We start from the raw sequence: 19,237 nt of genomic DNA, 5'->3' as shown, positions 1-19,237 counted from the left end.
TAAAAGAGGTGGTCTGTTTTTAATTAACATACCTAATTGAATTTCTTATAAATGATGAAATAACTACTTTTTAATTCTAAAAGAACCGGTATTTGCATCAAAAGAAATGGTGTCTTTAGGAAAGAGGGTATCAAAATTTTTATTCTCTATTAATTTACAAGGCTCATCAAATGCATTTTCTCTTCCGTCTAAAATCAACATTTTGTCACATAATTGGATAGCAAGTTCAATTTCATGACTGGTGAATAATATTACTTTATTGGTTTTATGGGCTATAGTTTTTAAAAGCTTTAAAATTTGAACTTTGTGGTATAAATCTAAGTGAGTAGTGGGCTCGTCTAACAAAATAATATCGGTATTTTGAATTAAAGCTCTGGCTATTAGTACACGTTGCAACTGTCCGTCACTCAGTTGAAAACATTTTTTATCTAAAAAAGGTTCTAATTCTAAAAGGTCAATACTGTTATTTATGATACCGATATCATCATCGGCCAATTTACCTAGCCAATTGGTGTATGGTTGTCTGCCCAAAGCCAATAGCTCATAAACAGATAAATTTTTTGAAGCAATAGTTTCTGTAAGAACTACGCTTATTTTAGAAGCTAATTGTATTTCATTATAAGTGGATAAATCTTTTCCCTCAATTTCTATGGAACCGGAAATTTTTGGTTGAAAATTACCTAAGGTGCGTAACAAAGTAGATTTTCCAATTCCGTTGATACCAACAATAGCCGCTAGTTCTCCTTTATTCAATTGAAAAGAAATGTTGGAAACAATAACTTTGTCATCATACCCAACAGTTAATTGATTGATTGAAAGTGTGCTATGTTTTGTGCTTGTAGTGATGATGTCAGTTTAAGATTAGAATATCATTTTTCTTTTACGAACCAATAACCAAATTACTACCGGAGCTCCAAAAATACTAGTAATGGCATTTATTGGTAAAACACTCACCGAGCCAGGTAGTTGAGCTATGGTGTCGCATAGTAACATTAAAATGGCACCACAACAAAGTACGGCAGGAATTTGAATTTTATGATTTGTAGTATTGAATATTTGTTTGCTAATATGTGGCACGGCTAACCCTACAAAGGCAATAGGTCCGGCAAAGGCGGTAATGGATCCAGCAAGTAAGCCTGTGGCTACTATGATGATGTACCGCGATTTTTTTAATCCTATCCCTAGACTCTTGGCATAATTTTCACCAAGTAAAAAAGCATTTAGTGGTTTTATAGATATGATGCTGAGAAAAATACCTGTTAACGTACAGAGCGCAATTATCAATAATTGTATCCATGATAAATTACCTAGGCTGCCAAAAGACCAAAAAATATATTGTTGCAGTTTTTCAGCTTTAGAGAAATAAGAAAGTACGCTCACAATAGCAGCGGTAATACTGCCAAACATAAGCCCTATAATCAATAAAGCCATAGTATCTTTTACTTTTGCCGCAACCATAAGCACTAATGATAATACCAAAAAGCTACCAAGACTAGATGCGATTGCCAAGGAAATATCATTGAAGGTTGAAAAGGTGAATACGCCAGAAAATAGGGATGTCCCCATAATTAATAGGGCGGCACCCAGGCTAGCACCAGAACTAATACCAAGTACATAGGGTCCGGCTAAAGGATTTCTGAACAGTGTTTGCATTAACAATCCGCTAAGGGAGAGACCGCCACCGACCAATATAGCTGTTATGGCTTTTGGTAGTCTATATTCCCAAATGATATAATAAGAAGAATCTTCAGTAACCGTTCCAAATAATGCTTGTATTGTCTTAACAAACGAAATGTTTACAGAGCCCAAACATATATTGATAACAAAGCATAGAAGCAATACTGCCAGCAAGGTTATAAAATGAAAGCTATATGTAGTTTGTTTTGACAATTAAAGCAGTGGTTTAAAAAAATAAGGTACATAATCGGGTAATAATCCAGGATGTAAAATATGGATTAAATCTTTTAATACAAGGTCTGGTCTCTGCGGGGCTAGTTCATAATACAAAGTTCCACCAGTTTCACCTTTTGTATTTGCGGTTGTAAATACTTTTTTATTCTTGAATGCATCAAACTGTGTATAATGTTGACTTGATGCTTCCATTTCTTTGTAAGTGGCTAATTGTGCAGGTCCGATCCAATAGTCGGCATGTTTACCCATATCAAGAACACTCTCCCAGCTTAAAGAAAGACTTCCATTTTCATCCGTAGCGCTCCATAGGTAATTTGCATTGGCATCTTTTAAAAAATTTGCTGCCCAACTTTTTCCGCCAGGTAAATACCAGATATCATTGAACATGGCTCCGCTCAAAACCGTAGGCTTATTTTCAACTTCAGCAGCTAGTTTTTTCGCTTTTAGATAAGAAGTTGCAATTTCATTAAAAATAGCATCGGCTTCTTTGGTTTTATTAAAAAAAGGAGCGAAGAATTTGATCCATTCCGCTTTTCCTAAGGGAGTTTCTTCTACCCAATCGCCATTATATATTACTGGAATATGAGCACGTTGTATAGTTTCATAGGTGCTGTTACCGTCATTGATTGCAAAGCCGAAGATCAAGTCTGGCTGCAGTGCAAGAACAGCTTCGGTATTTAAACTTTCATTGATGCCTAATTCTTTTATTTTTCCGGCATCAATTAATTTTCGTGCAGCTAAAGAAGAAATGTACTTGGTATCTGGAAAGCCAATAAGTTGATGTAAAACTCCCAATTCTTCTAAAGCGGGAATATGAGTGGTAGAGGTCACCACAATATGTTCTACAGGAGTTGCAATTATGGCATCATAATCATTTTTGTTTAAGGTGACGCTTGCTTGTATTTCTTTAGGAACCAAAGCATATGTGTGTGTAGTCTCTGCATTTACCCAAGGTTTTAACACCTTGATGATAGTAATACCATTGCTTTGGGTTTCAATTTTAAAACCGTTGGCATATTCTATAGAAGTACTGCTATCATTAGCATTATTGAAAATTGTTTCTTTTTTCTCCTGCTTGCATCCGCATAACAAAAGAAGGGAACCTATAAAAAGTAAGCGTTTAAACATGGTGGTAGTTCGTCTATTTTTCAAAAGTAGTATTATAAAAGTTTACGTAGAAAGATTAAACTAAATGTTTACTTTCGCCGTGAATTTTGGTTCTCATTACTTTTTGTAATGAGATTAAAAGGGAATCTAGTGAAAATCTAGAGCTGTTCCCGCAACTGTAAGCTTAGTCTTTATTATAAAGATGGCTGCTATCTCTTCAATACCACTGTTATTAATTTAATGGGAAGGTGGATAGTAGTACGTAAGTCAGGAGACCTGCCATATTATTAATATAGATTCGATGGACTTTCGGGTAAAAAGTCGTTGTTGTGATGAATAAAATAATTTCAATAGTACTAGTATTTTGTGCTACAGTAGGGTATGCACAGCGAGATTCCATTTTAAAATTGGATGAAGTTGTGGTGTCTGATAGTAGGGTTAAGCAGTATGCAGAGGGGTATAAAGTAAGTGTATTACAAGATAGTATTATACAACGTACTAACGGACTTCTTACTTCATTACTGGCTTTTAATTCTAACATTTATTTCAAAGAGAATGGATTTGGGATGGTTTCTTCTCCTGCTTTTAGAGGAACCAATGCTTCGCATACCGCTGTTGTATGGAATGGTATTAATATAAACTCACAGTTAAACGGTCAAGTAGATTTTAATACAATAAACCCTTTTAACTACAGCTCAGTAAGTATTCGCAGTGGTGGTGGTAGTGTGCAGTATGGTTCTGGAGCTATAGGGGGTAGTATTCATTTAAATAGCGATTTACTATTTAAAGAACACTTTGATAATCAAGTTTCTGTTGGTTATGGAAGTTATAATACAAAAAAGATAAATTATAATCAGAGTTTTGGTAATAGGTTACTTTCGTACAGTTTAGGGGTTAATTATAATCAATCGGATAATAACTACAAGTATTTAAATACCAACGAGGAGAATAAGAATGGAGAGTTCAATAATATAAATTTAAATTGGAATATAGGTTATGTTCTTTCTGAAAATCAAGTATTGAAATTATATCATCAAACTTTTATTGGTGATAGAAATTTGTCAGGAACCTTGGTAGCTTTAGGAAGAAGTAAGTATAAAGACAACCATTACAGAACGCAAGTAGAGTGGGGGCGTTTTGGAAGAAAAGCGATATCCAAATTAAAACTAGCCTACTTGCAAGAAGAATTTAAATATTTTGAGAATAAAGATGCAGACATTAATTCTTTTGGGAAGGTGTCTAATTTTTTAGCAAGATATTCTTCAGATTATAAATTTTCTAAGTTTTTTAGGGTTAACTCTTTTTTAGAATATAATAACTATAAAGGTTCTGGGGATAGTTTTGGAAGTCCAAAAAGAGATGATTTTTCTGCAACAGCACTTATAAAGCATACTATTTCTTCTAAAATTGCCTACAATTTTAGTGTTAGGCAAGATTTTTCTTCAGATTTCTCAAGTCCTTTAGTTTTTTCTTTAGATGGTAGCTATAGGCTTACGGACAATTATAAGATTAAGATAAATGCATCCAAAAATTTTAGGACTCCCACATTTAATGATTTGTACTGGCAGCCTGGTGGAAATTTAGATCTTGTTCCTGAAAAATCATACCAATTAGATTTTGGGAATATGTTAAATATTGGGGGTGTTTCTATGCAGTATAATGGTTATTATATTTCAACCAAAGATATGATTACATGGTTACCGAATAATGAAGGGTTGTGGTCTCCTATGAATATAGATGATGTTGAAATTTATGGTGCAGAGGTCAAAATAGAAGTAAATTATTCTTTGGGTAAAAACCAAGAGGTAGGTATAAACGCAAATTATGCCTATACCGTTTCAGAGGATAAGAGCACTAATGAGCAGTTAATTTATGTACCATTCCATAGGGCAAACGGTTCATTTGAATATAGAATAGCGGACTTAAATTTGTTTTACCAGCATTTGTTTAATGGTTCTGTCTCTATTATTGGAGGGGAGTTAAAAGAGTATCAAGTTTCTAATCTTGGGGCAACTTATACGGCAGATATTTTGAAAAAAGATTTGAAATACACCATAGGAGTTACAATTAACAATGTGTTTAATACATACTACGAAAACATAGCATTGCGTCCAATGCCTAACAGAAATATACAAACACAATTAATACTAAATTTTTAAAAATGAAATTAAAACACTTTATGTTAACAGCGGCCATCGCCTCATTTATACTTACATCTTGTAGTGATGATGACGATATGCCAACACCAGGAACAATAGGATTATCTGCAACAGAAGATAGTTATGATGAGGGAGAAGGAACAGTAGGAATAACGATCAGTACTACTAGCGTAAATGCTATGGATGTAACCATTAATTATGAAGTTACAGGAACAGCCATTGAAGGGGAAGACTACCAATCTTTATCAGGGTCGGTAGTTTTACCAGCAGGGGAAACATCAGTACAAGAAAGTTTAATTTTAATTGATGATACAGAGGTAGAATCTTCTGAAGAGGTAATTTTTACTATTACATCTACTAGTAATGTTGAGGATATTATAGGAGCTAATAGTTCTATAGTATTAACTATTACAGATAATGATTCTTACCCTTTTGAAAATGGGATATTGGTTTCTCATGAAGGTAATTTTATGCAAGGAAATGCTTCTATTTCTTTTGTTTCTGGTGATTTAACGACAGTGGAAAACAATATTTTTAAAACTGTAAATGATATAGATGTATTAGGAGACAATGCACAAAGTATGTCTTTTTATGAAGATATGGCTTATATAGTAATGAATGGTTCTCAAAAAGTAGAAGTTGTAAACCGATATACTTTTGAATCTGTTGCCACTATTGGAGGACCTACCGAGACAGATTTTTTAAACCCTCGTTATATGGCCATAGCTAATGGTAAAGGATATGTAACAAATTGGGGAGACGGTTCTAATCCTGATGATGATTATGTTGCTGTGATTGATTTGGAGACCAATACCGTTGAATCTACTATTTCAGTACCAGAAGGGCCAGAGAAAATTATTGCGAAGGATAATACAATTTATGTAGCGCTCCAAGGAGGTTTCAATCAAAATAACGGAGTTACTGTAATTGATGCTACAACAAATACTGTTACTACAACCATTACAGTTGGTGATCGCCCTAATTCAATGCAACTAGATGCTAGTGGAAATCTTTGGGTATTATCAAGTGGAAATCCATCTTGGACAGGTAATGAGACTGCCGGACAAATAGATAATATTAATACTACGGATAATACAGTAACTACAACGATAAGTTATGCAGTTACCGAACATCCAGGGAATTTAGAAATTGAAGGAGCAAATCTTTATTACTACTTAGGAGGTTCTGTGTATACAATGGATGCAACAGCGAGTGTATTGCCAACAACAGCAGAAATTGAAGGTCTTAGTTTTTACGATATGGCTGTTATTAATGGTAAACTTTATGGAGTTGATGCTAAAGATTTTACTAGCAATGGCTCTTTAGAGGTGTATGATTTATCTGACAATACCTTATTAGCTTCTAAAACAGTTTCTATCATTCCAGGAGGAATTTATTATAACGAAACAGCAGGAAGATAAGATGTAATTCAAAAAAAAGCTGAACAATAATATCATTGTTCAGCTTTTTTTAATTGTTTAATGGCTTTAAGAATTTTTTAATTCATTAGCTCAGTTATTCTAGCCTTCTTTCTAAATAGTGAATTAAATTTAAAACTCTAAATCATAAACAGTATCATCAACCATTTTATCACTCATAAGGCTATTTTCTTTAGAGCTGCTAAATATGTTGATTGGATATTGAACAGTATAATCACGTTTACCCGTAGCACCCGTAATAACCTCAATCGCTTTAGCTAGCAGAGGTTCGTTTAATTCACCTAAAATACCAAGGTTACTATAATCTTCTTTTAACTCATAATCTGGCTGTAAACCGCTTGTAAAGTCAAAGAAACCATCGGCATTTTCGTTTCTACCTATTAAAGGTTGAATTGCCCATTGGTTATCAGGATTAATGTTATTCACTCTTGATGGAGTGTATAGATATGAGTTATCACGATCATCGACTAGGGTAGTGGAGAATTCATTTTTTCCTCTAGTTACATCACCAATTTGAATGACATCAATATAAGGTTCTAAACTATTTATCAATAATTCGCTAGCAGATGCGGAACTTGATGAGGTTAGTACATACAGTTTGGTTAAACCTAATGAATTTATAGTTTCTCCGTTAACCTTATCTGCAAAATAAATCTCTAATTGGCTGTCGTTGAATTGCTCTTGAAGCTTATCGTTATATCGCTTTCTTAAAAATAAATCAGACGTGTTGGTACCGTAAATCATACTGGCCAATAAGCGTGTAGTATTTACTGATCCACCTGGGTTATAGCGTAAATCCATTACCAAATTGGTAATGCCTGCAGATTTTAAATCTTTAACAGCAGAATATAAATCATCATCATACTCATTAGTAAACTGATTGTATAAAATGTAACCAATATTCTCACCACCAATTGTAAATGATTTAGAAAGTAGCACAGGGTTTTCAGCTAAACCTTCTTCTTTGGTAAGCGTAATTTCTACATCGTTAGGTGTAAAATTACCATTATCAAAATCAGCCATATTTAAGGTGTAAGTATCATTTTCGCCAAAAAGTAAACTAATATAATTAGATGTAGTCAAAGTTTCACCGTCAACTCCTGTAAAAAGGTCTCCACGTTGAATCTCAACCGTTGCAGCGTTTGAGTTTGGAATAATATAGCGAACAAAACCAAAAATCTCGTCACTGTCTTGAAACTGAACAAGGCCAAATTCTAATCCGTTACTTTTAGAAATACCTGCAAGTGAATTGGTTAGTTCACGGTAATCTTCGTTATAAAAACTGAATCTATCATCTATATACTGCAATTTATTATCAAAGAAAGCGGCAGGGTCATCTTCGGAATCAAGAAATGCGGTATATTCAGCTTTACCTTCATCTGTACTTTCAAAACGGTCATCTGCTAAATCATCAACACTTGTTTGCCAGAAATACCAAAAGTTCATGGCTTTCCACATAAAATCTTGTACTTCAACATCAACAGACCCATCAGGATCTACGGTGTTAGGTAAAGATAAATCATCATCTTTAGAACATGAAAATGCAATTGCAGCGACTAATAATACTAATATCTTCTTCATAGTTAGGGAAACTGAAATGTTTTAAATTTATTTCTCTTCAGTTACAGGAATTTTAGAAACAGGTACGCTGTTATTTAAAAGTAATGAAGTATTTCTTGGGTCGAAAAGCTTAGAACTGGAAACTAAGTTCGCAGGAATGACTACTTCAAAATTCCTTTTTGCGCCATTTCCATTTATTTCTTGAATAGCTCTAGCCAGCAATGGTTCGTTTTCATCTCCAAGTACACCTAAGTTAGTAACATCTTCACCTAGTTCAATATCTGGTACTAAACCATCTACATAATCAGAGAAACCAGCACTATTTTCAACTTGACTTATAATTGGCTGCAAGCCCCATTGAACATTTGGGTTGATATTTTCTACTCTCTCAGGGTCATAAACATTACCACCTTCTGGGTCGTCAACAAATAGAACTGAACCTTGGTTTTTGCCAACAGTAGTACCGCCAATATGAATAACATTCATGTAGGGTGCTAAACCTACCATTACCAATTCACTCGCTGAAGCAGAACTTTCTGTGGCAATGATGTAAACAGTACTAAGGTTTAATGTGTTTAGAGGTGCATCAGAATTTCCATCAAAAGTTCCTGTGGTATTAACAAAGTAATTCTCTGTAGAACTGGCGTCGAACTGCGCCTGTAATTTTGCGTTATAAACTGTTTTATACAATAAGTCTGAGGTATTAGTCCCTTTTATTAAACTTGCCAAAACAGCAGCCGTTGAACCTCTACCGCCAGGGTTGTATCTTAAATCTAACACCATTTCATTAACACCTTGTGATAAAAAGTCAGCGAAAATAGCGTTCATAGCATCTTCAGAGCCTGATACAAATTGGTTATACATTAAATAACCAATTTTTTTATCTCCAGAGGTTATAACATTACTTACGTGAATGGGGTCTTCAACCAAGCCTTCAGATTTGGTCAAAGTAACTTTTCTGTCACTCGGGCTAATGCCACCGTCAACAATTTCAGCCATATTCAAGGCATAGGTGTCATTGTCGCCAAAAAGTAATTCAATATAATTATCTACCGTTATTGTTTGGCCGTCAACACCAATAAACAAGTCACCTCTTTCAATGTCTTGATTAGATGCATCAGAATTTTTTACGATATATTCCACAAAGCCAAATAAATCATCAGTACCGCTTATACGACCTAAGCCAAATTGTAATCCGTTACTTTTAGATACCCCCGCAGAACTATTAACTAATTCGGTATAGTCATCACTATAAAAGGTAAATCGGTCTTCAGAAAACAATAGTTTATTCTCTAAAAAGGCTTCGGGGTCTTCATTTTCTGATAAATATTCTTCATACGCCGTCTGTGTATCAAAACGATCGTCTGCCAAATCTGGCACATCACCCTGCCAGAAATAATATAAATTTAAGGTTTGCCAAAAAAAGTTTTGGACTTCGATATCTACTTCTGCGATTTCTTCTTCGGGAATTTCAATTTCTTCTTCTTCAATATTAGTGTCATCATCATTATTACAAGAGGTAACAATAAATCCTAAACAAAGGAGGGACAAGAAAATTTTTTTCATAGCTTCTTTTTAAATTACATTTCAAGGTTATAAATACTCAAATAGTGGAGTATCAATTATTATGCTGAAAATAAACGTTTAAGTAAGTACGTAAATAATTAGTATAAGGATGTTAAATTTACTTACAAGTCGTTTAAATAAAAATTAATTGTAACAAAAATCGTTCAGTATCGTCTTCTTTTTGTAAACCGATAAGAAAGTTTACGAACAGCCAAACCAAAATGAAACAAGCGGAGTTTTTAAATACTGTATTACCATTTAAGGATAAGTTGTTCCGTATGGCCAAAAGATTGTTGGTTTCTACGGAAGAAGCCGAAGATGCTACACAAGAGATATTAATTAAGTTGTGGTCCAAGAAGAATAAGATGGAGAGCTACAAAAATGTAGAAGCGTTTGCCATGACCATGACCAAGAATTTTTGTTTGGATAGATTAAAATCTAAGCAAGCCGGTAATTTGAAATTGGTACATACAAATTATACGGATGCAAATACATCTCTTCAAGGTCAGTTAGAAGCAAAAGATAGCATCAATTGGGTAGAACGAATTATGGAAGAATTACCTGAACAACAAAAAATGGTATTGCAATTGAGAGATGTAGAACAGTATGAATATGAAGAAATAGAAAAATTGTTGGATATGAAACCAACGGCCATACGGGTAGCTTTATCAAGAGCTCGAAAAACCGTTAGGGAAAAATTAATGGAAAAGCATAATTATGGAATTGCATAAAATAGAAAAATTAATAGAAAAGTATTTTGAAGCAACTACAACAGTTGCTGAAGAAGAAACGCTTAGAGCGTATTTTTCAGGGGATGATATTGCTCCTCATTTAGAGCAACACGCACCTTTGTTCAATTACTTTACAAAAGCAAAAGAAGAACGCTTTACAAAGCAGGTGCCATTAAAACCTAGAAGAAATTATTTGAAATGGGTATCCGTTGCAGCAATAGCAGTCTTTATGGTAGGGCTTTATTTTTATCAGCCTACACCGGCTCCAGTTACTTTAGCAGATGAGTATACACCAGAGGAAATAGAATCTGCAAAAGAGGCATTAGCCTTATTAGCAATGAATTTCAATAAGGGTACGGAGCAACTAAACCATTTAGAGGAATTTGAAAAAACAACGAATAAATTTTTAACGAAAAAATAATTAAAATGAAAAAGATACTAGTATTAACACTTTTGGTGTTAGCCCCTGTAATAATTAATGCTCAAGACATATTTGAGAAATATGAGGATAATGATAAGGTAACCTTTGTTGCCATGCAACCAAAAATGTTTCAAATGTTAGGCAAAATGAGCGTAAGTTCAGATGATCCAGAGGCAAAAGAATTTTTTGAGCTTGTAAACTCAATTACCAGTTTTAAAGTAATTACTACAGAAGACGCAGCAATATCTAAAGATGTAGATGGTTGGGTGACGAATAGGCTTAAAAGCTCATCTTTTGAAGAGTTGATGAGAGTTCGTGACGGTAGTTCTAATGTAAAGTTCTACGTAAAGGAAGGTAAGGATAGTGATCATGTAAAAGAACTTTTAATGTTCGTTACCGGTCTAAAAGATATGGATATAGATGTCAATGGTAAAAAATTAGAAACAGTGTTACTGTCTTTGACCGGTGATATCAATTTAAGATCAGTATCTAAGTTGACCGACAAAATGGATTTACCAGGTGGTGATCAATTAGGTAAGGCGGCACAAAAGGGAAATTAAAAACAAAAGAGTGTTGTGTTTTATAAATTCTACACTCATATTAAAATAAATATCAATTCATCAATCGCCAAAACCAAAATTAGGTAGCGGCACTAAAATCAACAATCATGAGAAAAGTAGCAGTAGTATTTTTAATGGCAATTTTACCCGCACTGGGTTTTTCACAATCTGTATTTGATAAATATGAAGATATGGATAATGTTGGGTCTGTAATCGTCAACAAAAGTATGATAGACCTCGTTTCCAAATTTGGCGGAATGAGTGACGACGCCGAGGCTAAAGAATTTATGGAGGTAGCCAGCGGATTAAGAAACGTAAAGGTTTTTATGACCGAAGATTCATCAGTTTCTGCTGATATGTCTTCAACGGTTAAAAAATATCTTAAGTCTTCTAAGTTAGAGGAGTTAATGCGTGTTAAAGATGAAGATGTCAACGTAAAATTTTATGTTAAAGACGGTAAAAAGAAAGATCATGTATCAGAACTATTAATGTTTGTTAGTGGTTTGGAAAATGTAGAAGTTGGGCATAACGGAAGAAAATTGGAAACAGTCTTAGTAAGCCTTACCGGTGATATCGATTTAAATAAAATAGGAACGCTGACCAGTAAAATGGATTTGCCTAAAGATTTGAACAAGGCATCAGGAAAGTAATACAAAATTATAAAGGTCTTCTGTGAATAGGAGGCCTTTTTTCTAATTTTAAAAACATAGTATGAAAAATGTATATTGGGCAATAATGGTGGTAATTGGTTTAGCGATTACATCATGCTCATCAGAACAGAGTTTACAGCAATATTATATTGCAAATGCAGAAAACCCAAATTTTATGTCTTTTGATTTGCCTTCCAGTCTATTGGATTTGGAGACTGCAAATTTGACCGAGTCTGAGAGAGAAGCCGCTTCTTCTTTAAAAAAGTTGAATGTATTGGCATTTCAGAAAAAACCTGAAAACGAGGCAGATTATTTAGTTCAAAAAAAAGCGATCAAAGCCATATTAAAAAGTGATGATTTCAGTGAGTTAATGAAAATGAATACGCCATTTGGAAAAGCCACTATACAATTAAAAGGCGATGATGACTATATTGATGAACTCGTTATATATGGAGACAATGATGAAAAAGGTTTGGTATTAGTTAGGGTTTTGGGCGATAATATGAACCCGGCGAGTTTAATGCAATTAATTAAGGCAGTAGAAAAATCAGATTACAAAGGAAAAGGATTGGAGCAGCTTGAAGATTTAATTAAAAGTTAGATATAAGGTCTATTTAATTTAAATTCAACCCGTTACGTAAATGTAACGGGTTTTTTGTTTACTAAAATTATAATATACATCTGTTTTTATGTGACCAATCAATAAAATTGGTGTCATAATAAATGAGAATAATATACAAACAACCTAAACAAACATTAAAAAATGGAAAACGCAGAAGTATGGATTGACAAAGGAATCGATTTTATTGTAGAATTTGGACCTAAAGTTATTGGTGCAATAGTAATTTACATTATCGGTTCGTGGATTATCAAAAAATTGATTGGAGTTGTAAATAAAGGCATGACCAAGCAAAATTACGATGAGTCACTTAAAAAGTTTTTGCTTAACCTAGCAAAATGGGCACTTACAATCTTCTTGATTATAACAGTTATTTCAACATTGGGTGTTGAAACTACCAGTTTTGCAGCAGTTATAGCAGCAGCAGGTTTGGCAATTGGTCTTGCATTGCAAGGGTCTTTATCTAATTTTGCTGGTGGTGTTTTACTTATCATCTTTAAGCCTTATAAAATTGGAGATTTAATTGAAGCACAAGGTGTTTTAGGTAACGTAAAAGAAATTGAAATTTTTACTACTAAGTTAGTAACGCCAGAAAATAAGTTAGCAATCGTTCCTAATGGTGCAATGGCAAATGGTAACATTGTAAATTATACTGCAGAAGGTAAGATTAGAGTTGATACTACAGTTGGTGTAGATTATGGTTCTGATTTGCAAAAAACAAAAGATGTTTTATTGGCTATGTTGAAGGCAAATCCTCAAGTATTACAAGATCCTGCTCCATCAGTTAATGTTTCTGAATTGGCAGATAGCTCTGTAAACCTAGCTGTACGTCCTTTCTGTAAGCCAGAAGATTACTGGGATGTATACTTTGCAACTATTGAAGGAACTAAGAATGCATTGGATAGTGCAGGTATTGAAATTCCTTACCCACACGAAGTTAATATTAGTAAATAAATTAGTCTAGTTAGTTGATTAAAAGCCCGTTGAACTTGCTCAACGGGCTTTTTTAATTTAGCTCTATAATAGATGTTTAATCTTTAGCAATCTGTAGATTGTTTTTTCCAAAGTCCAATGTTCTGATTGGGAATGGAATATTGACATTGCGCTCATCAAAATGTTTCTTAATGATTTTAATGGCTTTGTGTCTTGCCGCATGTTCTTGTTTTATATTAATACAGTCTGCCCAAAAACGTACCATAAAGTTAATTGAACTATCACCAAATTCGGTAAAAAAGAATTCTACCTCTTCGTCATCGTTCTGTTTAAAATTATCCTTAATGATTTTTACGGTCAAGTCTTCTACCATTTGTAAATCGCTTTCATAACCAACACCACAATTCACAAAAATCCTGTTTCTTTTATTCATAGAGTAGTTGGTGAACGAGCCATCTATGAATTTAGAATTAGGTATGACCACTACATTGTTATCTGGTTGTTTTAATATAATGTTTCGTAGACTTATTTCGGTAACAAAGCCAGAAACGCCATCGGCATTAATAAAATCATTGATTTTAAGCTGCGGCATAAAGGAAAGTATTAGTCCGCCAAAAGTATTACTAAGTGTTCCTTGAAGAGCCAAACCAACGGCAAGACCTACTACACCTGCACCTGCTAATATACTTGTTAATACTTTATCTAAGTCTAGGACGCCAAGGGCAATGAAGAACCCTATTAAGATAATGGTAACGAATACCACCTTAGCTATGATTTCTTGAATGGAAACCTGATGTATTTTTTTTAATATCGTTCTTTTAAGAACTTTGCGTATCCCTCTTGCTAGAAAATAGAAAAGAATCATTACCAAAATCGCCATAGCGAGATTTGGTAATTTTAAAACAATAGATTCTAACCAACCATCTAGTTTTTCCCATAGATTACTAACTGATTCTTCAACTGAGAAATTTGTTTGCATGCAATTTTAGTTTTGTGTTCACTTGTAATATATATGATGAGTAGCACAATCTAAAATGCATATCGCCCAAAACGGGCGATATGAAGTATATGGACTAAAGAAAAGTTTTAATGCATTAAAACAGGCTTAAATACCAGTATAGTTACTAGGGGATATTTGTTTTAGCTCATTCTTTATTTCGTCAGAAACTTCTAATGTATCTATGAAGTTTGCTATAGAATTTTTATTGATTTTCTCGTTGGTACGTGTAAGACCTTTTAAAGCCTCATAAGGGTTAGGGTAGCTTTCACGTCTTAATATCGTTTGAATGGCTTCTGCTACAACAGCCCAATTATTCTCTAAATCTTGTTCAAATTTCTCTTTGTTCAAGAGTAGCTTGTTCAAGCCCTTTAAAGTAGATTGAAAAGCGATAATTGTATGTGCAAAAGGAACACCTACGTTTCTTAATACCGTACTATCGGTTAAATCTCGTTGCAATCTAGAAACCGGAAGTTTAGCGGATAAGTGCTCAAAAATAGCATTTGCTATACCCAGGTTACCTTCAGAATTTTCAAAATCTATTGGGTTAACCTTATGTGGCATTGCCGATGATCCAACTTCACCTGCTTTAATTTTTTGCTTGAAGTAATCCATTGACACGTATGTCCAAAAATCTCGATCTAAATCTAAGATAATGGTGTTGATACGCTTAAGACCGTCAAATAAAGCAGCCAAATGATCGTAATGTTCTATTTGAGTAGTTGGGAACGAATGTTGAAGTCCTAATTTTTCTTGAACGAATTCTTGTCCAAATGCTTTCCAATCTATAGATGGATATGCAACTAAATGAGCATTGAAATTACCTGTAGCTCCACCAAATTTAGCAGCACTAGGAATATCGTTCAATAAATTAAACTGCTCTTTTAAACGCGCAACAAAAACCATAACTTCTTTTCCTAGGCGAGTAGGTGAAGCTGGTTGGCCGTGTGTTCTTGCCAACATTGGTATATCTGACCATTCTAAAGTTAATACATCTAGTTTTTCAACTAGCTCGAAATATTGAGGGACATAAACATCATTCATTGCTTCTTTGATAGAAAGGGGAATAGCGGTATTGTTTATGTCTTGAGAAGTTAATCCGAAATGGATAAACTCTTTAAATTCAGAAATGCCTAATGTGTCAAACGCCTTCTTTATAAAGTACTCAACAGCCTTAACATCATGATTGGTGGTTTTTTCTATTTCTTTGATTTCTTGGGCCTCGGCAGTAGAGAAATCGGTATATATTTTTCTAAGTGTTTCGAACTTTGAAGTATCGAAATTAGAAAGTTGTGGTAATGGAATCTCGCAAAGCGCAATAAAGTATTCTATTTCTACTCTAACCCTATATTTTATTAAAGCTTCTTCAGAAAAGTAAGCAGATAATGATTTGGTTTTAGAGCTATAACGACCGTCAATAGGTGAAATGGCATTTAATGCATTTAGAGACATAGTCAATGGTTAAATTATTAAGGGGCAAATATACCTAAACGCATTAAAGTTTAAAACCTTATTTGCTTTAAGTTATGGTCAAAATATGGCATTTAATGAACAATGAGAGCTGGCTTTTTAATTCCTTTACTTATTTCTCTAAAACCTTTAAAGTCATTCTGGCGCGTGCCTTATATGCGGCACTACCACATTCGTAACTTTGTTTGAGTATTTGACTAAGTTCTGGGTGAATCCACTTTATCCTTTTTCCTATTAAAAGTAACGTAGTCATAGAATAAGCTTTTGGTGCAACTTTGTGCTCCCCAATAAGCCAATCGAAGGCAGATTCTGTAATTATATTTAATTGACTAACAGATAAAGTTTGTAGAGTTGTTTTAGATTTTTTGGGAAACTCATTTAAAGTAAGAAGTTGACAAATTTTTGAAGCGGGACGAATAGAAGATTCTAAAGAAATATGTTTTAGGGAATTAAGGAAAGGATCAATATGTGTATATATGAGCTGCAAATCTTTTTTAGCTACATATTCTAGCACCCATGCGGCTTTACATGAAATTGGCTCTATATCATCTTTGATAATCTCAATGAGAATAGGAATTAGCTTTAAATTTTCTTCAATTTTAGATGCCATTTTACTACGGTTTTCTCTAGAAGCACTAACATAATTCAGTGCTTCTTTAAGCTCTTCCTTTGTCATAAAATTGTATCTTTATTTTTCATTTCCCCCAAATATGAAATTACTAAAAAAAATTAGCCTAGGTGTAGTTGTTGTGTTTATTGCCATGCAATTTTTCAGTCCTACCAAAAATATTGCTACCGGTAACCATACAGAGGCTTTTGTAAAGCAAACAAACCCTACGCCAGAACTTAAAAACCTATTTGAAACTTCCTGTTATGATTGTCATAGCAATAATACAGAGTACCCGTGGTACAACAATATAGCGCCTATTTCATTTTTGTTAGCGGATCATGTTAAAGAAGGTAAAGAACACTTAAATTTTTCTGAGTGGGAAAATTATTCTATAGATAAGAAAGATCATTTGTTGGAAGAGATAGAGGAAGAAGTAGTCAATGGTAATATGCCGTTATCTCAATATACCCTATTCCATAAAGATTCTGAACTTACCGCCAACGAAGAAGTCAAATTAGTTGAATGGGTAAGGCAGACTAGAATCATCTATCAATTAGGGAAGCAACCAAATTAGGAGTTCCTGCTACTGCAGTTTCAGGTATAATGGTCAAATTGTTTTTATGGGTTTTTGATATGGCAGGTTTTGGGTCAATAAAATAAATGGGCGTTGCGCTGTCAACAAAATCTATTAAACTTGCTGCGGGATATACTTGCATAGATGTACCTATAATAATCAAATAATCTGCTTTTTCGGTGATAGAGATTGCGTCTTCTAAAAGAGGTACGGCTTCACCAAACCAGACAATGTGTGGTCTTAATTGATATCCGTTTTTACAGGTATCGCCTAATAATAAATCATTTTTTTGTTCAAAGATTTCACTGGTAGAATTCATACTTCTAGCTTTCAATAATTCTCCATGTAAATGAAGTACCTGTGAACTACCTGCGCGTTCATGTAGATCATCTACATTTTGGGTGATAATATGTACATTAAATTTTTCTTCTAGTTTAACTAAAGCCTTGTGTGCGGCATTAGGTTCAACGGTAAGTAATTGTCTTCTTCTTTGATTGTAAAATTCTAAAACCAGTTCCGGATTTTTTTGAAAACCTTCAGGTGTGGCAACTTCCATAACATCATGGCCTTCCCATAAACCGTTGGCATCCCTAAATGTTTTTAATCCGCTTTCGGCAGAAATTCCTGCTCCTGTTAATATGACAATGTTTTTCATGGCAAAGTTCTAAATATGTATAAAAATATACTTTTCTTATCTTGGGCGTATGATTGATGTGAAGCTTTTAGAGTATTTAGAAGAATTTATTTCTGAAAACAGAAAACAACGGTTTGTTGATATATTGGCAGAACGAACAAATTATTTAACCGTTGCTGTTGAAGATGTGTTTCAAATGCACAATACCAGTGCGGTGGTAAGGAGTTGTGAATCTTTTGGTGTGCAAACCGCTCATTTAATAGAAGATAGAAACGGTCAACATTTAGATGAAGAAATTGCTATGGGAGCTCAGAAATGGGTAGATATAAAACGGTATCAAAATTCAAAACAAACAATTAATTCGTTACGGGAAACGGGATATAAAATCGTCGCTACTAGTCCGCATGCAGATAGTTCATTATTACAAGATTTTAAGTTAGATGGTAAAACAGCATTGTTTTTTGGTACCGAGAAAAGCGGGTTAAGCGATTATGTGCTAGAAAATGCAGATGCTTATTTAAAAATACCGATGGTAGGTTTTACAGAGAGTCTTAATATATCTGTTTCTGCGGCTATTATTCTACAACATTTAACCTCTCAATTAAAAGCATCAGATGTAGCATGGAGACTAACAGAAGAAGAAATGTTGGAGAGGCGGTTGGATTGGACAAAAAAGTCAATTAAAAGTATTGATGACATTTTAGAAAGATATAAGTCTGATAATTAATTTTTGTTTAACTTGTTCATCAACAACTAATTAACTAAAATATGTATACTGTAGTCATAATTCTAGGAGTAATTGTGGTATTGATTATTTTACTGGCATTAATAGCTCCCAAAAGTTATCATGTCTCTAGAAGTATAGAATTAGAACATCCACCGGAACAAGTATGGAGTCATTTAAAGTATTTAAAGAAACAGCAAGAATGGTCGCCATGGGCTAGAAAAGACCCAAATATGGAGCTTAGTTTTACCGGAGTTGATGGAGAGGTAGGAGCTACCAGCCATTGGAACGGTAATAAGGATGTAGGTGAAGGGGAGCAAGAAATTACTAGAATAGTGGAAGGTGAGCGCATTGAACAAGATTTACGATTTTTAAAGCCCTATAAGTCTCAATCTGATTGTTACATGAATCTTGAAAAACTTGAAGCCAACAGAAGTAAGGTGACTTGGGGATTCACAGGAAAAAATAAGTTTCCTATGAGTATTATGATGTTGTTCATGTCAATGGATAAAATGGTAGGCAAGGATTTTGAAGCAGGACTGGAGAATCTAAAAACTAATTTAAATAAATAG

General features: G+C 33.9%; 20 protein-coding genes and 1 riboswitch. Of the genes, 11 read left to right on the top strand and 9 right to left on the bottom strand.

What is annotated here, in order from left to right; genetic code table 11:
- Positions 1-63: 63 nt before the first annotated feature.
- The 3 genes from UH1x_RS00330 to UH1x_RS00320 all read right to left on the bottom strand — a co-directional run bounded on the left by UH1x_RS00330 (position 64) and on the right by UH1x_RS00320 (position 3,063).
- Positions 64-765 carry an ABC transporter ATP-binding protein gene (locus UH1x_RS00330; protein ID WP_482626473.1) on the bottom strand — a complete coding sequence of 234 codons (702 nt, stop codon included), beginning with the start codon at positions 763-765 and terminating at the stop codon, positions 64-66.
- A 96-nt stretch (positions 766-861) separates the two neighbouring features.
- A complete protein-coding gene (locus tag UH1x_RS00325; RefSeq protein WP_482624199.1) occupies positions 862-1,890 on the bottom strand; it encodes a FecCD family ABC transporter permease in 1,029 nt (342 codons plus the stop codon).
- Entirely contained in the window at positions 1,891-3,063 is a 1,173-nt protein-coding gene (locus tag UH1x_RS00320) for an ABC transporter substrate-binding protein (RefSeq protein WP_482624197.1), read from the bottom strand. It abuts the gene before it with no gap.
- Between the two features lie 46 nt (positions 3,064-3,109).
- Positions 3,110-3,316, top strand: a riboswitch (cobalamin riboswitch).
- A 34-nt stretch (positions 3,317-3,350) separates the two neighbouring features.
- Here UH1x_RS00320 and UH1x_RS00315 point away from each other — a divergent pair.
- Complete coding sequence (locus UH1x_RS00315; RefSeq protein ID WP_482624196.1) at positions 3,351-5,177, top strand: TonB-dependent receptor plug domain-containing protein; 1,827 nt, start codon at positions 3,351-3,353, stop codon at positions 5,175-5,177.
- A 2-nt stretch (positions 5,178-5,179) separates the two neighbouring features.
- Positions 5,180-6,598, top strand: a complete 1,419-nt coding sequence (locus tag UH1x_RS00310; protein WP_482624194.1) for a Calx-beta domain-containing protein — start codon at positions 5,180-5,182, stop codon at positions 6,596-6,598.
- A 129-nt stretch (positions 6,599-6,727) separates the two neighbouring features.
- Here the strand turns inward: UH1x_RS00310 and UH1x_RS00305 are convergent, their stop codons facing one another.
- Positions 6,728-8,197, bottom strand: coding sequence for a S41 family peptidase (locus UH1x_RS00305; RefSeq protein WP_482624192.1), 1,470 nt, complete (start codon positions 8,195-8,197; stop codon positions 6,728-6,730).
- Positions 8,198-8,224: 27 nt separating this feature from the next.
- Positions 8,225-9,742, bottom strand: a complete 1,518-nt coding sequence (locus UH1x_RS00300) for a S41 family peptidase (protein WP_482624190.1) — start codon at positions 9,740-9,742, stop codon at positions 8,225-8,227.
- A gap of 221 nt (positions 9,743-9,963) precedes the next feature.
- Between UH1x_RS00300 and UH1x_RS00295 the strand changes: the two genes are divergently transcribed.
- From UH1x_RS00295 to UH1x_RS00270, 6 genes are all read left to right on the top strand, one after another.
- Complete coding sequence (locus UH1x_RS00295) at positions 9,964-10,473, top strand: RNA polymerase sigma factor (RefSeq protein ID WP_036155039.1); 510 nt, start codon at positions 9,964-9,966, stop codon at positions 10,471-10,473.
- Positions 10,460-10,894: a hypothetical protein gene (locus UH1x_RS00290; RefSeq protein ID WP_482624188.1), complete on the top strand. Its 435-nt coding sequence runs from the start codon at positions 10,460-10,462 to the stop codon at positions 10,892-10,894. Before UH1x_RS00295 ends, UH1x_RS00290 begins: the two co-directional genes overlap by 14 nt.
- 5 nt (positions 10,895-10,899) lie before the next feature.
- Positions 10,900-11,454 (top strand): DUF4252 domain-containing protein, encoded by a 555-nt coding sequence (locus UH1x_RS00285; protein ID WP_036155035.1) that lies wholly within the window; start codon positions 10,900-10,902, stop codon positions 11,452-11,454.
- A 107-nt stretch (positions 11,455-11,561) separates the two neighbouring features.
- Positions 11,562-12,104: a DUF4252 domain-containing protein gene (locus UH1x_RS00280; RefSeq protein WP_482624186.1), complete on the top strand. Its 543-nt coding sequence runs from the start codon at positions 11,562-11,564 to the stop codon at positions 12,102-12,104.
- 61 nt (positions 12,105-12,165) lie between these two features.
- Positions 12,166-12,705, top strand: coding sequence for a DUF4252 domain-containing protein (locus UH1x_RS00275; RefSeq protein WP_482624184.1), 540 nt, complete (start codon positions 12,166-12,168; stop codon positions 12,703-12,705).
- A gap of 162 nt (positions 12,706-12,867) precedes the next feature.
- Complete coding sequence (locus UH1x_RS00270) at positions 12,868-13,677, top strand: mechanosensitive ion channel family protein (RefSeq protein WP_482624182.1); 810 nt, start codon at positions 12,868-12,870, stop codon at positions 13,675-13,677.
- 76 nt (positions 13,678-13,753) lie between these two features.
- Here the strand turns inward: UH1x_RS00270 and UH1x_RS00265 are convergent, their stop codons facing one another.
- From UH1x_RS00265 to UH1x_RS00255, 3 genes are all read right to left on the bottom strand, one after another.
- A complete protein-coding gene (locus UH1x_RS00265) occupies positions 13,754-14,635 on the bottom strand; it encodes a mechanosensitive ion channel family protein (RefSeq protein ID WP_482624180.1) in 882 nt (293 codons plus the stop codon).
- 126 nt (positions 14,636-14,761) lie between these two features.
- Positions 14,762-16,105 (bottom strand): adenylosuccinate lyase, encoded by a 1,344-nt coding sequence (gene purB, locus UH1x_RS00260; protein WP_482624178.1) that lies wholly within the window; start codon positions 16,103-16,105, stop codon positions 14,762-14,764.
- Between the two features lie 130 nt (positions 16,106-16,235).
- Positions 16,236-16,799, bottom strand: a complete 564-nt coding sequence (locus tag UH1x_RS00255; protein ID WP_482624176.1) for an adenylosuccinate lyase — start codon at positions 16,797-16,799, stop codon at positions 16,236-16,238.
- 34 nt (positions 16,800-16,833) lie between these two features.
- Here UH1x_RS00255 and UH1x_RS00250 point away from each other — a divergent pair, with 34 nt between their 5' ends.
- Positions 16,834-17,307 carry a heme-binding domain-containing protein gene (locus UH1x_RS00250; protein ID WP_482624174.1) on the top strand — a complete coding sequence of 158 codons (474 nt, stop codon included), beginning with the start codon at positions 16,834-16,836 and terminating at the stop codon, positions 17,305-17,307.
- Here the strand turns inward: UH1x_RS00250 and UH1x_RS00245 are convergent.
- A complete protein-coding gene (locus UH1x_RS00245) occupies positions 17,276-17,962 on the bottom strand; it encodes an SIR2 family NAD-dependent protein deacylase (protein WP_482624172.1) in 687 nt (228 codons plus the stop codon). The genes UH1x_RS00250 and UH1x_RS00245 overlap by 32 nt on opposite strands.
- A 49-nt stretch (positions 17,963-18,011) precedes the next feature.
- Here UH1x_RS00245 and UH1x_RS00240 point away from each other — a divergent pair, with 49 nt between their 5' ends.
- Both UH1x_RS00240 and UH1x_RS00235 read left to right on the top strand, forming a co-directional pair.
- On the top strand, positions 18,012-18,668 hold the full coding sequence (locus UH1x_RS00240; protein ID WP_482624170.1) for a TrmH family RNA methyltransferase: 657 nt from the start codon (positions 18,012-18,014) through the stop codon (positions 18,666-18,668).
- Between the two features lie 41 nt (positions 18,669-18,709).
- Entirely contained in the window at positions 18,710-19,237 is a 528-nt protein-coding gene (locus tag UH1x_RS00235) for an SRPBCC family protein (RefSeq protein ID WP_482624168.1), read from the top strand.

The organism is Maribacter sp. UH1 (assembly GCF_056839145.1).
This window is presented reverse-complemented; position numbering and strand designations above follow the sequence as displayed.

Coding starts and splice junctions, on each gene's coding strand:
- UH1x_RS00280 (WP_482624186.1), top strand. CDS start 11,562: ATGAGAAAAGTAGCAGTAGTATTTTTAATGGCAATTTTACCCGCACTG.
- UH1x_RS00265 (WP_482624180.1), bottom strand. CDS start 14,635: ATGCAAACAAATTTCTCAGTTGAAGAATCAGTTAGTAATCTATGGGAA.
- UH1x_RS00285 (WP_036155035.1), top strand. CDS start 10,900: ATGAAAAAGATACTAGTATTAACACTTTTGGTGTTAGCCCCTGTAATA.
- purB (WP_482624178.1), bottom strand. CDS start 16,105: ATGTCTCTAAATGCATTAAATGCCATTTCACCTATTGACGGTCGTTAT.
- UH1x_RS00275 (WP_482624184.1), top strand. CDS start 12,166: ATGAAAAATGTATATTGGGCAATAATGGTGGTAATTGGTTTAGCGATT.
- UH1x_RS00310 (WP_482624194.1), top strand. CDS start 5,180: ATGAAATTAAAACACTTTATGTTAACAGCGGCCATCGCCTCATTTATA.
- UH1x_RS00250 (WP_482624174.1), top strand. CDS start 16,834: ATGAAATTACTAAAAAAAATTAGCCTAGGTGTAGTTGTTGTGTTTATT.
- UH1x_RS00235 (WP_482624168.1), top strand. CDS start 18,710: ATGTATACTGTAGTCATAATTCTAGGAGTAATTGTGGTATTGATTATT.
- UH1x_RS00305 (WP_482624192.1), bottom strand. CDS start 8,197: ATGAAGAAGATATTAGTATTATTAGTCGCTGCAATTGCATTTTCATGT.
- UH1x_RS00255 (WP_482624176.1), bottom strand. CDS start 16,799: ATGACAAAGGAAGAGCTTAAAGAAGCACTGAATTATGTTAGTGCTTCT.
- UH1x_RS00290 (WP_482624188.1), top strand. CDS start 10,460: ATGGAATTGCATAAAATAGAAAAATTAATAGAAAAGTATTTTGAAGCA.
- UH1x_RS00315 (WP_482624196.1), top strand. CDS start 3,351: ATGAATAAAATAATTTCAATAGTACTAGTATTTTGTGCTACAGTAGGG.
- UH1x_RS00295 (WP_036155039.1), top strand. CDS start 9,964: ATGAAACAAGCGGAGTTTTTAAATACTGTATTACCATTTAAGGATAAG.
- UH1x_RS00245 (WP_482624172.1), bottom strand. CDS start 17,962: ATGAAAAACATTGTCATATTAACAGGAGCAGGAATTTCTGCCGAAAGC.
- UH1x_RS00240 (WP_482624170.1), top strand. CDS start 18,012: ATGATTGATGTGAAGCTTTTAGAGTATTTAGAAGAATTTATTTCTGAA.
- UH1x_RS00270 (WP_482624182.1), top strand. CDS start 12,868: ATGGAAAACGCAGAAGTATGGATTGACAAAGGAATCGATTTTATTGTA.
- UH1x_RS00300 (WP_482624190.1), bottom strand. CDS start 9,742: ATGAAAAAAATTTTCTTGTCCCTCCTTTGTTTAGGATTTATTGTTACC.